The following is a 14,941-nucleotide window of genomic DNA, read 5'->3' on the forward strand; positions in this document are numbered from 1 at the left end:
GCCATGGTGTTACCGCATTTCGGCTTCAATAAGCGATGATTAACCATTAGGATCGATATTCGGATGTGAAAACGACACGTCCGTTTGGGCAAATCCGGGGACAAACGGCAGCCTGCAAGGCCTTTTGATTTGAACAGAATCGAACGACTCACAAACGGGCGTCATCATCATCTGAGCGTCTGGCCGAGATGGCTGGCAGCGGTGATTGTGGCTTTTGGTTTTGTTGCCGCGGCCGCCACTGGCGCCAGCGCTGAAACGCGTTCGCTGAAGCTCTATCACCTGCACACGCACGAAAAGGCCGAGATCGTCTACAAGCGCAACGGCCGCTACGTTCCCGAGGGTCTGCGCAAGATCAACATCATCCTGCGTGACTGGCGCCGCAATGAGCCGACCAAGATGGATCCGCGCCTCCTTGACCTGGTCTGGGAAGCCTATCGCGAAAGCGGCGCCACCGATTATATCCAGGTCGTGTGCGGCTATCGTTCGCCGGCGACCAATTCTATGCTGCGCAGCCGCAGCCGCGGTGTCGCCGAAAAGAGCCAGCATATGCTCGGCAAGGCGATGGATTTCTACATTCCCGGCGTGCCGCTGAAGAAGCTGCGCAACATCGGCCTGAAGATGCAGGGCGGTGGCGTCGGCTACTATCCGACCTCCGGTTCGCCGTTCGTCCATATGGATGTCGGCAATGTGCGCCACTGGCCCGGCATCAGCCGCCAGGAACTGGTCAGCCTGTTCCCCAACGGCAAGACGCTGCATGTGCCGAGCGACGGCCGGCCGCTGCCCGGCTATGAACAGGCGCTTGCCTCCTACAAGGCCCGCAAGGGTTCGGGCACGCCCAACATCGAACTGGCCAGCGCCGGCGGCGGCAGCGGCAAGAAATCTGGCGGCTTCCTTTCCGCTTTGTTCGGCGGTGGCGGCGACGACGAAGCCGACGACAGCGCCGATGTCGAGACCGCTTCGGCCGCCCCTGCGCCCAAGCCGAGAGACCTGAAGCCGGCCGCGAGCGCCAAGAGCAGCAACCTGCCGGGCATCGCCATCGTGGCGCCCGAGAAGGCGCAGCGCGCCAACATTCCGCAGATCGCCGAGGAGCAGGCTCCGGAACCGGAAAAGGATACGCCGGAGACGATCATCGCCGCGCTGCCGGCCAAGGAGATTCCGCTGCCTGATTTCGCGCCGCGGCCGAAGGTCGACGTCGGCGCGCAGCCTGAGAACGTTCCGTTTGCCATGGCGGATGCGACCGCGACCACCGAGCAGGCCGTGGCGACCGCGCAGGCGCCGGCGAACATGCCGTTCGGCAAGGCTGACCCCGCAGCGCTCGCGGCTGCGGCTGCCGCCGATCCGGCGCAGGTTGCCGTCAACAACATCCCCTTGCCGACATGGCGTCCCGAACGCACGCTGCCGGCGGATCTCGCGCCGCCGCCCAGCAAGGATGTGCTGATGGCGCTGGCGGATACGGCCGAACAGGGCAAGACCGCGACGGATGCGTTCTCGGTGCTGCCCTCGGCACGGCCCGAGCCGGCCAAGCCGGACGCCGTCAAGGCCGTGCTCGAAGAGGCCAACGCGCAGGTCGGCAATGCCGTCGAATACAAGCAGGTCGGCAATGCCGACGAATACAAGGTTGCGTCGCTGGCCGAAGAGCCGCGCTCGGCCTTCAACGACCCGTCAGGTGTCGATGCCGCATCGCCGCGTCAGGCCGTTGCCGCCCGTCCCGCCGGGTCAGATCCGGCCGCCGCGATCGGCGCCGGCGTGAAGACGACCCGCAAGGAAGCCAGGGCCACCGCCCGCGACCAGAAGCCAGGTCCCAGGGCCATGGTGGTCGCCGCCGCGCCCCAGGCGGCCCGTTGGGCGCTGACCAGCGGCGACAAGGTCGCCGCCGTTTCGAGCGCGACGACGGCGCCTGGCTACGCCTACAATATTGTGCACACGCCGCCGAGCGAGGTCTATACGGCCGGCTTCCAGACCGACGCCCAGGCGCCAGACCCCAGCCGCTTCACCGGCAACGCCGTCAAGTTCCTGTCGGTCGCCCGCTTCCAGACGAAGTAACGGCTGGCCAGATACGACAGAAGCCGCGCGGGGCAACCGGCGCGGCTTTTTGCTTTTCTGGGGATGTCAGATGCGATGCCGCGATCCTGCGGATCACAGGCGGCTGAACTTCTCGTGAGACCGGAACGGCTCCCTCATTTCCGGGTTGGGGTGCGTACGTTCCAACCTGGAGATATTCATGAAGACGATTCTACTGGCGTCAGTTCTGGCATTGGCGGCAGCTTCGGCCGCGATCGCTCCATCACAAGCCGAAACCGTGATCATCAAGAATGGCAAGCATCACTGCAGGACCAGGCTGGTCACGCACTGGGTTCACCACCACAGGATGGTCGAGAAGGTCAGGGTCTGCCACTGACACGATCCGGAACTGCCAGGATCCGGAAAAGCCCGGTCGGCGAGAGTCGGCCGGGCTTTTATGTGCCAGCTGACGCCACCTATGGTTCCGAGCTTCAGTCAATTTCCAGCGTGGCTGCTTCGCCCCTGGCCAGAAGCCGCGCCGCGTCACGCGCCGGCGGCAGTCCAAAATGGCGCGCATATTCCCGGCTGAACTGGGATGCGCTTTCATAGCCGACGGCAAAGGCGACACGCGTGGCGCTGCCCGGCTCGGCGATCAGCAGATGACGCGCCTCAAGCAGCCGCACCTGTTTCTGATACTGGATCGGGCTCATGGCGGTTGCCGCCTTGAAGTGACGGTGAAACGAAGCGTTGCTCATATGTGCCAGCGCGGCCAGCTCCGATACGTCGATAGGCTCGTTGTAGTGCGATCGTATCCAGGCGGTGGCGCGGCGGATCTGTGACAGGCGGCCGTCGGCACGCGCAAGCTGGCGCAGCTTCGCGCCTTGCGGGCCTTGCAGCAGGCGGAATGCGATCTCGCGTTCGAGCATGGGCGCCAGCACCGGAATTTCGGCCGGGCGGTCGAGCAGCCGCAGCATGCGGCGCCATGCATCGAGCAGGTCGTCATCCAACCGGTTGGTCACGAAACTATCGCCGTCGACCGCCGGTTTGTGGTCGATAAGCAGGCTGGCAATCAGTTCGATATCGAGGGCGAAGGCGATGGCCATGTAAGGGCGGGCGCCGCTCGCCTCGATCAGCTGGCTGGTGGCGGGCGTCTCCACGGCGTACACGAAATAGCTGCCGGCGCCGTAGCGAAGCGTGCGGTCGCCGATCAGCACCGTTTTGGTCCCCTGCAGCACGAACAGTACAGTCGGTTGGCAAAGCTCGGGCAGAGGCGGGGTCGGAACCTCGCTGCGGCCGATGGTGACACGCGGTATGGCCGTTCTGGTGCGCCGCCCATGTGCATGGCGGCCGGCGACCGCGATCAATTCCTGCAGGGCTTCTTCCATGTCCTGAGCATTGCCGATCCATGCACGCCGCGCAACTGGTTGAGAGGATCAGGCAAGAGGGTGCGAGTATTCGGCGCGCGAAATCGGCCGGTGCACGTCATGTCTAGGCCATCAAGAAGGAGATCTGGACATGACGACGAACATAACTGCGCTGGTCACCGGCGCCAACAAGGGTATCGGCCTCGAGACCGCTCGCCGGCTTGCTGCCATGGGGTTCAAGGTATGGCTCGGCGCTCGCGATCCCGAGCGCGGGGAGGCCGCGGCCAAGGCGTTGCGCAATGAGGGGCTCGACGCCGAATGGCTCGCGCTTGATGTCGCCAGCGACGACAGCGTGGCGGCGGCGGCCAGAACCTTGATGGCGCGGGTATCCAGCCTCGACGCACTGGTCAACAATGCCGGCATCGCGCCCGGTTATGTCGACGCACTTGGTCCGGACGGCCGCTACGAACGGCCGCCGAGCCGCGAGGATGTCGCTGACATGAAGGCCACCTATGAGGTCAACGTCTTCGGCCCGGTTCGCGTCACCCAGGCTTTCCTGCCGCTGCTCCTGGCAGCGCCCGCCGCCCGCATCGTCATGGTCAGCAGCTATCTCGGCTCGATCGCGCGTGCCGCCGGCAACAGCCAGTCGCCCAATGTCATGGGTTATGGCAGTTCGAAAACCGCGCTCAATTCCATCACAGTGGCCTTCGCGCGGGAGCTGTCGCCGCGCGGCGTGATGGTCAACGCCGCCGCACCCGGCTACACCGCGACGGACCTCAATGCGCGCAGAGGCGGCCGAACGGTGCAGCAGGCAGCCGGGGTCATCGTGCAACTGGCGACGCTGAAGGCTGGCGGACCGACCGGCGGCTATTTCGACGAGAACGGCCCTTTGCCCTGGTGAACGAGGACCCGATTATTTCCGGAGCTGGCTCGCAGCGCGCGCGAGCGCTTCGATCTCGTCCCACTTGCCGGCCTTGACCATGTCGTCGGGCGCGACCCAGGAGCCGCCGACGCAGATGACGTTGGGCAGGCTGAGATAGTCGGCGGCATTCTTGCCGGTGATGCCGCCGGTCGGGCAGAATTTGACGTCGGCGAGCGGCGAGGCGAAGGCCTTCAGCGAGGCGATGCCGCCGGACTGCTCGGCCGGAAAGAATTTCAGGAAGCGCAGGCCCGCCTCGCGCGCGGCCATTATCTCGCCGGGCGTGATGGCGCCGGGCAGCAGCGGAACCTCGCTGTCGGCGGCGGCCGCCAGAAGCTCGCGCGTGATGCCGGGGCTGACGATGAAGCGCGAACCGGCTGCGGCCGCTTCATCGAACTGCTTGCTGTCCAGAATGGTGCCAGCGCCGACAATGGCTTCCTCGACCTCGGCCGCCACGCGCCGGATCGCTTCCAGCGCGTCGGCGGTCCGCAGCGTGATCTCGATCGCCGGCAGGCCGCCGCGTGCCAGGGCGCGCGCCAAAGGCACCGCGTTGGCGACATCATTGATCTTCAGCACCGGAATGACCGGCTGGCCGTTGAGGAGCGACAGGAGTTTTTCGGTCTTGCTCGGCATCTGTCTCTCCATAGCCTGATGCATGTCGTCCAAAAATGATCTCGGTTTTGGACAACGACATACATAAAACAAAGATCTAAAGCGCGACGCGCTTTAGGGTGATTTCAACCGATTAGCAGACGGGTGTTTGCCTGTCCACGAAACCCGTCGCGTCGCGGTGTCACGCGCCGTCGGCCAGCTTACGGGCTCTTTGCCGACGGGGCTATGACACCGGCCAAAACCCGTTTCGCCTTGAATCGGCTTTTACGAGCGTCTAGTTGCTCTGGCAATGACACTGTCCGCCCCATCCCAGCCCGTCCGCGTCGCCGCGCTCTACCGGTTTGCCCGGCTCGACGCCTTCGAGACGCTGCGCGCGCCGCTGGCCGCCTTCTGCTGCGGGCGCGGCATCAGGGGCACGCTGCTTCTGGCGCATGAAGGCATCAACGGCACCGTCGCCGGCAGTGAGGCCGCGATCGCCGAGCTGATCGACTATATCGAAGCCATCGACGGCCTGGCGGGCCTCGAGGTCAAGTACAGCGCAGCCGCGGACATGCCGTTCCACCGTATGAAGGTACGGCTGAAACGCGAGATCGTCACTATGGGCGTCGAGGACATCGATCCGGTGGCGAGTGCCGGCACCTATGTCGTGCCCGCCGACTGGAACGCGCTGATTTCGCAACCCGACACGATCGTCATCGACACGCGCAATGCCTATGAGGTCTCAATCGGCACCTTCAAGGGCGCGCTCGATCCGGCGACCGCGAGCTTTCGCGAATTCCCAGCCTGGGTGGAAGCGCACCGGTCGGAACTCGAAGGCCGCAAGGTGGCGATGTTCTGCACCGGCGGCATTCGCTGCGAGAAGGCGACCGCCTACGTCAAGTCGCTCGGCTTCGAGGACGTGTTCCATCTCAAGGGCGGCATCCTCAAATATCTCGAAGAGGTGCCGGCCGAACAGAGCCTGTGGCAAGGCGAGTGCTTCGTTTTCGACGAGCGGGTTTCGGTGTCGCATGGTCTCGCCGAGGGTGACGCGCAACTCTGCCGCGCCTGCCGTCATCCGCTGACGGCAAGCGAACTGGTGTCGCCGAAATATGTCGCCGGCATCTCTTGCCCGCATTGTTTCGACGCTCGCACCGACGAGGACCGCCAGCGCTATGCCGAGCGTCAGCGGCAGGTCGAGCTTGCGCAGGCGCGGGGCAAGGGGCCGCATATCGGCTCCTGATCGGGCCAGCGGAACCCCCGGCAAAGCGGCGGCCTGTCATTGCAATGTCAGGTTTCGGGACCTACGTCTTCGGCGTTCGAAACCTGCCCGTTCGGCCGGGCACATGCTGGAGGCACTGAATGTTCGATCCCAAGAAGCTTCTCGACGATCTGCTCGGCTCGCAAATTCCCGGCACCAGCGGCACCGTCCGCGACAAGGCGGGCCAGGCGGTGCAGATGGCCAAGGACAACCCGCTGGCCGCCGGCGCGCTTGCCGCGGTGCTGCTTGGAACAGGGGCCGGCCGCGAGGTGACGGGTGCCGCGGTGAAGCTGGGTGGGCTGGCCGCGATCGGCGGCCTCGCCTACAAGGCCTACCAGAACTACAAGGCCGGCAATGCCCCGGAGCAGGCGCCCGCCGCCGGCGAACCGGAATTGCTGCCGCCGCCTCAGGACACCGCCTTCCACCCGTCGCAGGCGCCGCAAGGCGAGGACGAATTCACGCTGACCCTGGTGCGGGCAATGATCTCGGCGGCCAAGGCGGACGGCCATGTCGACGAGGAGGAGCGCAAGAAGATCGCCGGCAAGCTCAGCCTTTCGGGGATCGGCTCCGATGCCGAGAAATTCCTGATGGCGGAGCTGGAGCGGCCACTCGACCTCGACACGCTGGTGGCAGAGGCCAAGACCGACGCGCAGAAGCTCGAACTCTATACGGCGTCGCGCCTCACCATCGATCCCGACACGCGCGCCGAGCGCGGCTATCTCGACCTGCTTGCGGGCCGGCTCGGTTTGCCGGACGCGCTGGTCGACCATGTGGAGGCGACAGTTTCGGCGGCCAAGGTGCCAGCCAAAGCAGGGACATCGCCCAACCCGCGCTGGTAGGCCAAAAACGGCACAGGGAGACTTTTCCGGCGTTAACCTTTCGTTAACTCAGGAAGCGCATGATTCTACACAGTCGGATCGGCTTTTCCTCCTCCCAAGCCCGGTTCAGATCAGGGCGGTCGCCAATGACCGCCCTTTTTGTCGGCCCTTGCTGGGGCTTTCTCCGAAAGTCGAGCGTCATTTTCGCGGATATGCTCAAGCAGGTCCGCTTGCCATCGCTGCCGTCATTTGCGATGCCTTTGCCCGAGCCAAATCCTGAAAAATCAGTCGGGGATATCCGCCATGACCGAGCAAAGAACCGCCATCGTGACCGGCGCCGGCACGGGCATCGGCAAGAGCGTCGCCACGGCGCTACTCAAGGCCGGCTGGAACACGGTGTTCTGCGGCCGCCGCAAAGCGGTGCTGGACGCCGCGGTCGCCGAAGCCGGCCGGACCGAGGCCAAGGCCCTGGCGGTCGCTTGCGACATCAGCAAGGCCAGTGAAGTCGACGATCTGTTCGAGACGGTGGCGGAAGCCTTTGGCCGCGTCGACCTGCTCTTCAATAATGCCGGCATGGGCTACAAGTCGACGCCGATCGACGAGATCCCGGTCGAGGTGTGGAACGATATCGTCGGCGTCAATCTCACCGGCTCGTTCCTGTGCGCCCGCGCCGCCTTCGGCGCCATGCGCAAGCAGCGGCCGATGGGTGGGCGCATCATCAACAACGGTTCGGTGTCGGCCTATGCGCCGCGCCCGGGCTCGGTTCCCTATACGGCGACCAAGCATGCCATCACCGGACTGACCAAGACGCTGGCGCTCGACGGCCGTCCCTACGACATCGCCTGCGGCCAGATCGACATCGGCAACGCCCTGACCGACATGGCGCAGCCGATGACCGTCGGCGTGCCGCAGGCCAATGGCTCGATATCAGCCGAAGCGGTGATGGATGTCCAGCACGTCGCCGATGCCGTCGTCCATATGGCCAGCCTGCCGCTCGAGGCCAATGTGCTGTTCATGACCGTAATGGCGACCAAGATGCCGTTCGTCGGGCGCGGGTGAACAGCGGACGCTGGAGGCACCACCGGCCTATTTGCCTGCCAGCGGCACGCCGGGCTTGAAAAGCAGAATGGGTCGGATCTCGTAAACGGCGGTCGGATTGACGCGGCGAAGGTCGCGGGCGATGGCGATGGCCTCGTCCCGCGTGGCGCAGTCGACGACATAGAGGCCGAGCAATTGTTCCTTGGTCTCGGCGAAAGGACCGTCGATGACCACGCCGTCGCCTGGGCCGCGCAGTGTCACGGCATCCTGTGTCGCCCCCAGACGCGCGGACGGTCCAAGCGTGCCTGCCTCATGAAGCTGGGTGTTGATCTTCAGCAGCTCGGCCATCAACGCCGCATCCTCCTGCGGCGTCAGCGCCTTGATCGCATCTTCCACGTGGTAGGCAAGGATTGCATAGAACATCTAGGGCACCCCGGTTCGATCCTGATCTCAGGACCGTAACCATTCCAAACCTGTACGCCCAGTCTTGGCCGCGAGCCTCCGGACGGCTCATGACATCGACATGGCAGCCGGTCGAAAACCATCCGGAAGGGTTCCGGCCTGCTTTGAGGTCTACTTCGCCAGGAACGCCCCGATCCGTTCCAGCGCGCGCAAGATGTTCTCCTCGGAATTGGCGTAGGAGAGCCTGACATAGCCTTCGCCGAGAATGCCGAAATCGGGGCCGCCGATCAGCGCCACGCCGGCCTCGTCGAGCAAAGCGGAGGCGAGCTTCTTGGCCTTCCAGCCGGTCTTCGAGACATTGGGGAAGGCGTAGAACGCGCCCTTGGGGGTGATGCAGGAAATATTGGGCAGGGCGTTCAGGCCCTCGACGACGACCTTCCTGCGGCGGTCGAAAGCGCGCATCATGGTGTCGACGTCGTCCTGCGGGCCGTCGATGGCGGCGATGCCGGCGAACTGGCTCGGCGCGTTGACGCAGGACCAGCAATTGACCGCCAGCTTGCGCACCTTGTCATAGAGATGCGCGCCCTTGTCGCCGTTCGGCCAGATCGACCAGCCCATGCGCCAGCCGGTCATCGCCCAGGTCTTGGACCAGCCATTGAGCACGATCAGCCGGTCGCGTATCTCGGGATAGCCGAGCAGCGAGCAATGCGTCTCGCCGTCATAGGTCATGACGTCGTAGATCTCGTCGGAAAGGATGGCGACATCGGGATGCTTCTCCAGCCCCTTGACCAGCTTTTCGATCTCGGCGCGCGGCGTCACACCGCCGGTCGGGTTGGCCGGCGAGTTGAGGATCAAGAGCCTGGTCTTGGAGGTGATCAGCGCCAGCGTCTCCTCGGCCGAGAAGGCAAAGCCGTTCTCCTCGCGCATCGGCACGGGAATGGGGGCCGCGCCGGTGAACTCGATCATCGAACGGTAGATCGGGAAGCCGGGATCCGGATAGAGGATCTCGGCGCCGGGTTCGCCGAACATCAGGATCGCCGCGAACATGGTCGGCTTGCCGCCGGGCAGGATCATCACGGTCTCGGGCGACACCTCGACGCCGGTGGTGGTCAGCGTGCGCCGCACCACCGCCTCGCGCGTCGCCAGCAGCCCGTTGGCCGGCGTGTAGCCATGGTGGCCGTCGCGCAGCGCCTTGATCGCGGCCTCGACGATGTGCTGCGGCGTCTTGAAGTCGGGCTGGCCGATGCCGAGATTGACGATGTCGCGGCCCTGTTGGGCAAGTGCGGTCGCCCTCGCGAGCACCGCGAAGGCATTTTCCTCGCCGAGACGGTCGAAGGCCGAAATCGTGTGGAGCATTTTTCCCGTCCGTGTGGTTCTTACTGTGGGGTTGCGTTTTTGTGAGCTTCGGCCCGCAAAAGTCAAACGGATTGGAGTCTTCGGTGTCGGAAAATCTCAAAGATTGGCAGCCGCGCCCGCGACCGGAGCGCAAGGCGATCGACGGCCGCTATGTCAGGCTTGAACCGCTGAGCGCCGCAAAACATGGTGACGGGCTCTATGAAGCGTCTTCCGTGTCCGATGTCGACGGCCGCTTCGCCTGGCTGCCTGACTATCCGCCGGAAACGCGCGCGGCCTTCCAGCCGTGGCTGGACAAGGTCGAGGCGAGCGAGGACCCGCTGTTCTTTGCCGTCATCGACAAGGCCAGCGGTAAGGTCGCCGGACGTCAGACCCTGATGCGCATCGATCCCGCCTACGGCGTCATCGAGATCGGCAACATCTATTGGGGGCCGCTGATTTCGCGCAAGCCGGGCGCGACCGAAGCGCAGTTCCTGTTCATGAAATACATCTTCGACGAGCTCGGCTACCGCCGCTATGAATGGAAATGCAACAACCGCAACGAGCCGTCGAAGCGGGCCGCCGAACGGTTCGGCTTCAAGTTCGAAGGCATTTTCCGCCAGCACCTCATCGTCAAGGGTGAAAACCGCGACACCGCATGGTATTCGATCATCGACAAGGAATGGCCGGCCCTGCGCAAGGCCTATGTGGCGTGGCTCGATCCGGCCAATTTCGACGGCGACGGCCAGCAGAAGCGGCGGCTCGAGGATTGTCGCGCGGAATTCGGCGCTTAAGTCCGGCTTGGGGCGCATGACAGGAGCTGCCATTGGCGGACACCCACGACCATAGCGGGCATGATCCCGATGGACATGATCACGGGGGCGCCGGCCATTTGCATGGCGCGACCGACAAGAAGCGCGTGCTGATTGCTGCCTGCCTGACGGCAGGGTTCATGGTGGCGGAAGCGCTTGGCGGGCTCTTCACCGGGTCGCTGGCGCTGCTGGCCGATGCCGGCCACATGCTGGCCGACGCCATCGCGCTCGGCCTTGCCTGGTACGCCTTCCATCTTGCCGGGCGGCCGGCGACCGGCCAGCTCACCTACGGCTTCGGCCGCGTCAAGACGCTGGTCGCCTACACCAACGGCATCGCCATCTTCGTCATCGCGCTGTGGATCGTCTACGAGGCCTGGGCCCGTCTGCTGACTCCGGCGCCGGTGCTGGGCGGGCCGATGCTGGTGGTGGCGATCCTTGGCCTGCTGGTGAATATCGGCTCCTTCCTGGTGCTGCATGGCGGCGACCGCGAAAGCCTCAACATGCGCGGCGCCATCCTGCATGTGCTGGGCGACCTGCTCGGCTCGGCGGCGGCGATCGTGGCGGCAGTGGTGATCCTGGCGACCGGCTGGACGCCGATCGACCCGATCCTGTCGGTGCTGGTCTCGCTGCTGATCCTGTCGACGGCCTGGTCGCTGATGCGCGCCGCCGCCCATGTGCTGCTCGAGGGCGTGCCGCCAACCCTCGACCGCGATCTCATCGCTAGGGACCTGGAAACCACGATCCAGGGCGTGCGCGAAGTACACCACATGCATGTCTGGTCGCTCGATGGCACCAGCAACATGGCGACGCTGCATGCCTGCCTCGATGAGGGCGTCGATGCGTATTGGGCCGTCAGCGCCATCAAGAAGCGGCTTGCCAGCGAGCACGGCATCAGCCATGCCACCGTGGAGCCGGAATTCGGCCAGTGCGCCGACGAGGCCGACGACCACGACCATGAGCATGATGCGGCCCCGCATCACGGCCACTACCACTAGGTTGCGTCCATCGATATCGACCGCCTTGTCCCAGGAGTTCCAAAATCTTGAAAGCCAGCCTGACGAATGCCCGCTGCCCCGGTGCCGCATGATGGACCGCGACACCAGGAATGCCGCCATCGCGGCGCTGTGGATCATGCTGCTGTTCGGCATCGCTGCCTTCTACCTGCCGACCATTATGTTGGCGCTCGGCAGCCTTTCGACGGTGCTCGCCGGCATTTTCGGCATTGTCTTCGTGCTGGCGTTTTTCCTCGTCTTCTGGCTGCGCGCGCGCAGCCAGCGCAAAAATCAGGGCAAGTAAGGGAATTCTGACATGCGTATTCTGATCACCGGCGCCGCGGGCATGGTCGGCCGCAAGCTCATCGCCCGGCTGGCCAAGGACGGCACGCTGCGGGCCGAAAAGATCACCGCGCTCGATCTGCACGACATCGTGCAGCCGCAGGCCCCGGCCATGGATGGCGTCAGCATCAACACCCATACCGGCGATCTTGCCGAGGCGGGTGCCGCCGAGAGCCTGGTCGCGTCGCGCCCCGATGTCGTCTTCCATCTCGCGGGCATCGTGTCGGGCGAGGCAGAGGTGAATTTCGATCTCGGCTACCGCGTCAATCTCGACGGCACGCGCGCCTTGTTCGATGCCATCCGCCTGGCGGGCTTTGCGCCGCGCGTCGTCTTCACCTCGTCGATCGCCGTGTTCGGCGCGCCGTTCCCGGATGTCATCCCCGATGACTTCCATCCGACACCGCTGACCTCCTATGGCACGCAGAAGCAGATGAGCGAGGCACTGCTCGCCGACTATTCCAGGCGCGGCTTCTTCGACGGCATCGGCATCCGCCTGCCGACGATCTGCGTGCGGCCGGGCAAGCCGAACAAGGCGGCCTCCGGCTTCTTCTCCGGCATCATCCGCGAGCCGTTGAGTGGGCAAGAGGCGATCCTGCCGGTGCCGCGCTCGGTCGTGCACACTCATGCCAGCCCGCGCTCCGCGGTGAATTTCCTGATCCATGCGGCAAACATCGACAGCGCCGCCGTTGGGCCGCGCCGCAATCTGACGATGCCCGGCGTCGCCGTCAGCGTCGGCGAGCAGATCGAGGCGCTGGAGCGCATCGCCGGGCCGAAGACGGCAGGCCTGATCCGCGAGGTGCCCGACGAGACGGTCTGGGCGATCGTCAAGGGCTGGCCGACCCGCTTCGAGGCGAAGCGGTCACGGGAACTCGGCTTCAGCGCCGAGAAGAGCTTTGACGAGATCATCCGCGCGCATATCGAGGATGAGCTGAATGGTCAGATTCCTGGCTAGGAGTTTGCCATCCCATTTCGATGGGATGGAGAAGGCTCAGACGCTGCCCGTCAAACTCGCCGACAGCAGCAACAATCCGAACAGGAAGACGAAGGCGGCGCCGCCGATCTCGACGATCGAATGGATGCGGTTGCCCATGCGGCCGTCGCCGGCGAAATACACCGCCCAGTTCTTGGCTGTCACGGCAAGCGTCGCCAGCGCCGAGACGGTGATGGCGGTTCCCAGCGACATGGCCAGCACCGACAGCAGGCCGCCGAGCCAGAGTCCGTTGAGCAAGGCGAAGCTCAGCACGATAAGCGCGCCGGAGCAGGGGCGTATGCCGACCGCCGCCACCGCCGACCAGGCGGTGCGCCAGTCGAAACGGTCGCCCGACAGCAGCGCCGGATCGGGCGCATGCGAGTGGCCGCAGGTTTCGCAGACTTCACCTGCCGCGTGATCGTGATGCGCATGGTCATGATGGGCATGATCGTGCGCGCCATGGTCGTGATGGTGGTCATGCGCGGCGTGGTCGTGATGGTTATGCGAGTGGCCATGCGCATGGTCGTGGTCGTCATGCCTATGCAGGGCGTGCGAATGGGCATGTGCCGAATGGCTGTGCGCGGCATGCGAATGGCCGGCATGGGAATGACTGGCGTGAGAGTGGCCGGCATGTGAGTGACCACCATGCGAATGGCCGGCGTGGGCCGCCGACAGGCTGTAGGCCGGCGCCTTGCCGAACAGGCGCAGGATGGACGGGCCGAGCTTGCGCCACAGCAGCCAGGCGCCGAACAGGGTGACGAGGGCAAAGCTCATGATCTCCATGAACCAGGCCGCGTCCGTCATCGAGATGGTGGTGCCGCGCAGGACGAAATAGGCGAGCAGCATGACGGCGATCGCCGTCAGGCCCTGCAGCAGGGCCGAGACGAAGGACAACAGGATGCCGCGCTTGAGCGCCACTTCATTGGCGACCATGTAGGACGAGATCACCGCCTTGCCGTGGCCGGGTCCGGCTGCATGGAAAATGCCATAGGCGAAGGACAGGCCGATGAGCACCCAGAGCTTGCTGTTGTCCTGGCGCATCGCCTTCATGGCCGTCGCCAGTGCGCGGTAGAATTCCTGTTGCCTGAGATTGATCCACATGAGGATGTGGGCGAACGGACCGGTGGTGGGCGCCATGCCGTCATTGACGCCGATGCCGAGCGAGGACTGGGCATGCGCAGTGTTGGCGAAGTGCATCGCGGCAAAGGCGAGGGCCAACAGGCCGAATGCCAAACGCAGGGACGGTTTCGTCACCGGCTTCATCCTTCTGGCTGACAGGTCAGTTCGAGCTTTGTGGCAAAGATCTTGCTCATGTCGGTGCCTGTCGGGTCGTTGAAGAAGGCATCCGTCAAGGTCTTCTGGTTTTCCTTGATGGCTTCATCCGGGTCCGGCCGGACCACCTTGCTGGTGCAATTCGACGGCAGGCCTGCAACCGTGATGTTGGAATCCTCGGTGAAGTCGATCGCCGTGTAGAAGGTCGGGTCGTAGACGCCGATGTCGATCGTGCCGGTCAGCTTGATCGGCTCCTTGGGTTCGGACTCGAACAGGATGATCAGCTGGTCGTTGTCGAAATTGGCCATCAGATGCGGAGGCGGCACCATCGTCACGTCCTTGCCGTTCTGCGTGACGAGCTGGAAATAGTTGAATTCGGCAAGAGAGGCATGAACAGTGTCGGCGACCTCCTTCAGCTCCTTGTCGTCAAGCTTCAGGTCGGAGTTCTTGTCGAACTCCATCATCACCGTACTCGAAAACAGGTCGTCGAAACGCCAGAGATGGCGCAGCGCTTTCACACTTTGGTGATCCGGGGAGAGGATCACGTCGAGGCGTGCCTCGGCGAAGACGTGCGGATGCACGTAAGCGGGACCCGTCGCGGCAAAGGTCGCGGTCAAGGCCGAAGCCAGTATGATTGCGTGCCGTTTGAACTGCATTCCCGGTCGCGATTCCCTTGGCTTTGGAGAGAAACCGAAGGTTACCAGAAAGGGGGCGAAATTGGGACCGCCCTTGCGTGTCACCCAAAAGTGCGCAGCGATTTTGGGATCATGACACGCACAACTTCAAAGCGTGTCACCCAAAAGTGCGCAGCGGTTTTGGGATCATGACAC

At 64.5% G+C, this 14,941-nt stretch carries 16 protein-coding genes; 10 read left to right on the top strand and 6 right to left on the bottom strand.

Going from position 1 to position 14,941, the window contains the following annotated elements; genetic code table 11:
* Nucleotides 1–171: 171 nt before the first annotated feature.
* Both JG746_RS10215 and JG746_RS10220 read left to right on the top strand, forming a co-directional pair.
* A complete protein-coding gene (locus JG746_RS10215; protein WP_202359307.1) occupies nt 172–2,043 on the top strand; it encodes a DUF882 domain-containing protein in 1,872 nt (623 codons plus the stop codon).
* 178 nt (nt 2,044–2,221) lie between these two features.
* The gene (locus tag JG746_RS10220) at nt 2,222–2,398 is read left to right on the top strand and encodes a hypothetical protein (RefSeq protein WP_202358017.1); all 177 of its coding nucleotides are present in this window, start codon (nt 2,222–2,224) and stop codon (nt 2,396–2,398) included.
* A gap of 94 nt (nt 2,399–2,492) precedes the next feature.
* Here the strand turns inward: JG746_RS10220 and JG746_RS10225 are convergent, their stop codons facing one another.
* Nucleotides 2,493–3,386, bottom strand: a complete 894-nt coding sequence (locus tag JG746_RS10225; RefSeq protein ID WP_202358018.1) for an AraC family transcriptional regulator — start codon at nt 3,384–3,386, stop codon at nt 2,493–2,495.
* Nucleotides 3,387–3,516: 130 nt separating this feature from the next.
* On the opposite strand from JG746_RS10225, the gene JG746_RS10230 reads away from it, so the two are divergent.
* Nucleotides 3,517–4,266 carry an SDR family NAD(P)-dependent oxidoreductase gene (locus tag JG746_RS10230; RefSeq protein WP_202358019.1) on the top strand — a complete coding sequence of 250 codons (750 nt, stop codon included), beginning with the start codon at nt 3,517–3,519 and terminating at the stop codon, nt 4,264–4,266.
* 12 nt (nt 4,267–4,278) lie between these two features.
* Here JG746_RS10230 and JG746_RS10235 read toward each other — a convergent pair whose 3' ends face one another.
* A complete protein-coding gene (locus JG746_RS10235) occupies nt 4,279–4,917 on the bottom strand; it encodes a 2-dehydro-3-deoxy-phosphogluconate aldolase (RefSeq protein WP_202358020.1) in 639 nt (212 codons plus the stop codon).
* Between the two features lie 268 nt (nt 4,918–5,185).
* Here JG746_RS10235 and trhO point away from each other — a divergent pair, with 268 nt between their 5' ends.
* The 3 genes from trhO to JG746_RS10250 all read left to right on the top strand — a co-directional run bounded on the left by trhO (nt 5,186) and on the right by JG746_RS10250 (nt 8,010).
* A complete protein-coding gene (gene trhO / locus JG746_RS10240) occupies nt 5,186–6,115 on the top strand; it encodes an oxygen-dependent tRNA uridine(34) hydroxylase TrhO (RefSeq protein WP_202358021.1) in 930 nt (309 codons plus the stop codon).
* Between the two features lie 119 nt (nt 6,116–6,234).
* Nucleotides 6,235–6,972: a tellurite resistance TerB family protein gene (locus JG746_RS10245; protein WP_202358022.1), complete on the top strand. Its 738-nt coding sequence runs from the start codon at nt 6,235–6,237 to the stop codon at nt 6,970–6,972.
* A gap of 282 nt (nt 6,973–7,254) precedes the next feature.
* Nucleotides 7,255–8,010: an SDR family oxidoreductase gene (locus JG746_RS10250; RefSeq protein ID WP_202358023.1), complete on the top strand. Its 756-nt coding sequence runs from the start codon at nt 7,255–7,257 to the stop codon at nt 8,008–8,010.
* A 27-nt stretch (nt 8,011–8,037) separates the two neighbouring features.
* Here the strand turns inward: JG746_RS10250 and JG746_RS10255 are convergent, their stop codons facing one another.
* Together JG746_RS10255 and JG746_RS10260 are read right to left on the bottom strand one after the other, a co-directional pair.
* Nucleotides 8,038–8,412, bottom strand: coding sequence for a YciI family protein (locus JG746_RS10255; RefSeq protein WP_202358024.1), 375 nt, complete (start codon nt 8,410–8,412; stop codon nt 8,038–8,040).
* 150 nt (nt 8,413–8,562) lie between these two features.
* Nucleotides 8,563–9,747: a pyridoxal phosphate-dependent aminotransferase gene (locus JG746_RS10260; protein ID WP_202358025.1), complete on the bottom strand. Its 1,185-nt coding sequence runs from the start codon at nt 9,745–9,747 to the stop codon at nt 8,563–8,565.
* A gap of 83 nt (nt 9,748–9,830) precedes the next feature.
* Here JG746_RS10260 and JG746_RS10265 point away from each other — a divergent pair, with 83 nt between their 5' ends.
* The 4 genes from JG746_RS10265 to denD all read left to right on the top strand — a co-directional run bounded on the left by JG746_RS10265 (nt 9,831) and on the right by denD (nt 12,821).
* Nucleotides 9,831–10,517, top strand: coding sequence for a GNAT family N-acetyltransferase (locus JG746_RS10265; RefSeq protein WP_202358026.1), 687 nt, complete (start codon nt 9,831–9,833; stop codon nt 10,515–10,517).
* Nucleotides 10,518–10,549: 32 nt separating this feature from the next.
* On the top strand, nt 10,550–11,530 hold the full coding sequence (locus JG746_RS10270; protein WP_202358027.1) for a cation diffusion facilitator family transporter: 981 nt from the start codon (nt 10,550–10,552) through the stop codon (nt 11,528–11,530).
* 88 nt (nt 11,531–11,618) lie between these two features.
* A complete protein-coding gene (locus tag JG746_RS10275) occupies nt 11,619–11,831 on the top strand; it encodes a hypothetical protein (RefSeq protein WP_202358028.1) in 213 nt (70 codons plus the stop codon).
* A 12-nt stretch (nt 11,832–11,843) separates the two neighbouring features.
* Entirely contained in the window at nt 11,844–12,821 is a 978-nt protein-coding gene (gene denD / locus JG746_RS10280; RefSeq protein WP_202358029.1) for a D-erythronate dehydrogenase, read from the top strand.
* A 36-nt stretch (nt 12,822–12,857) separates the two neighbouring features.
* Here the strand turns inward: denD and JG746_RS10285 are convergent, their stop codons facing one another.
* Nucleotides 12,858–14,102, bottom strand: a complete 1,245-nt coding sequence (locus JG746_RS10285) for a nickel/cobalt transporter (RefSeq protein ID WP_202358030.1) — start codon at nt 14,100–14,102, stop codon at nt 12,858–12,860.
* Nucleotides 14,099–14,767 (bottom strand): DUF1007 family protein, encoded by a 669-nt coding sequence (locus JG746_RS10290; RefSeq protein WP_202358031.1) that lies wholly within the window; start codon nt 14,765–14,767, stop codon nt 14,099–14,101. The genes JG746_RS10285 and JG746_RS10290 overlap by 4 nt, the downstream gene beginning before the upstream one ends.
* Nucleotides 14,768–14,941 lie beyond the last annotated feature (174 nt).

This window comes from Mesorhizobium sp. 113-3-3 (assembly GCF_016756495.1).
Taxonomy (GTDB): Bacteria; Pseudomonadota; Alphaproteobacteria; order Rhizobiales; family Rhizobiaceae; genus Mesorhizobium.

Excerpts from the sequence above, each read along its gene's own strand:
- JG746_RS10220 (WP_202358017.1), top strand. The coding sequence starts at position 2,222 with ATGAAGACGATTCTACTGGCGTCAGTTCTGGCATTGGCGGCAGCTTCG.
- JG746_RS10225 (WP_202358018.1), bottom strand. The coding sequence starts at position 3,386 with ATGGAAGAAGCCCTGCAGGAATTGATCGCGGTCGCCGGCCGCCATGCA.
- JG746_RS10230 (WP_202358019.1), top strand. The coding sequence starts at position 3,517 with ATGACGACGAACATAACTGCGCTGGTCACCGGCGCCAACAAGGGTATC.
- JG746_RS10235 (WP_202358020.1), bottom strand. The coding sequence starts at position 4,917 with ATGCCGAGCAAGACCGAAAAACTCCTGTCGCTCCTCAACGGCCAGCCG.
- trhO (WP_202358021.1), top strand. The coding sequence starts at position 5,186 with ATGACACTGTCCGCCCCATCCCAGCCCGTCCGCGTCGCCGCGCTCTAC.
- JG746_RS10245 (WP_202358022.1), top strand. The coding sequence starts at position 6,235 with ATGTTCGATCCCAAGAAGCTTCTCGACGATCTGCTCGGCTCGCAAATT.
- JG746_RS10250 (WP_202358023.1), top strand. The coding sequence starts at position 7,255 with ATGACCGAGCAAAGAACCGCCATCGTGACCGGCGCCGGCACGGGCATC.
- JG746_RS10255 (WP_202358024.1), bottom strand. The coding sequence starts at position 8,412 with ATGTTCTATGCAATCCTTGCCTACCACGTGGAAGATGCGATCAAGGCG.
- JG746_RS10260 (WP_202358025.1), bottom strand. The coding sequence starts at position 9,747 with ATGCTCCACACGATTTCGGCCTTCGACCGTCTCGGCGAGGAAAATGCC.
- JG746_RS10275 (WP_202358028.1), top strand. The coding sequence starts at position 11,619 with ATGATGGACCGCGACACCAGGAATGCCGCCATCGCGGCGCTGTGGATC.
- denD (WP_202358029.1), top strand. The coding sequence starts at position 11,844 with ATGCGTATTCTGATCACCGGCGCCGCGGGCATGGTCGGCCGCAAGCTC.
- JG746_RS10285 (WP_202358030.1), bottom strand. The coding sequence starts at position 14,102 with ATGAAGCCGGTGACGAAACCGTCCCTGCGTTTGGCATTCGGCCTGTTG.
- JG746_RS10290 (WP_202358031.1), bottom strand. The coding sequence starts at position 14,767 with ATGCAGTTCAAACGGCACGCAATCATACTGGCTTCGGCCTTGACCGCG.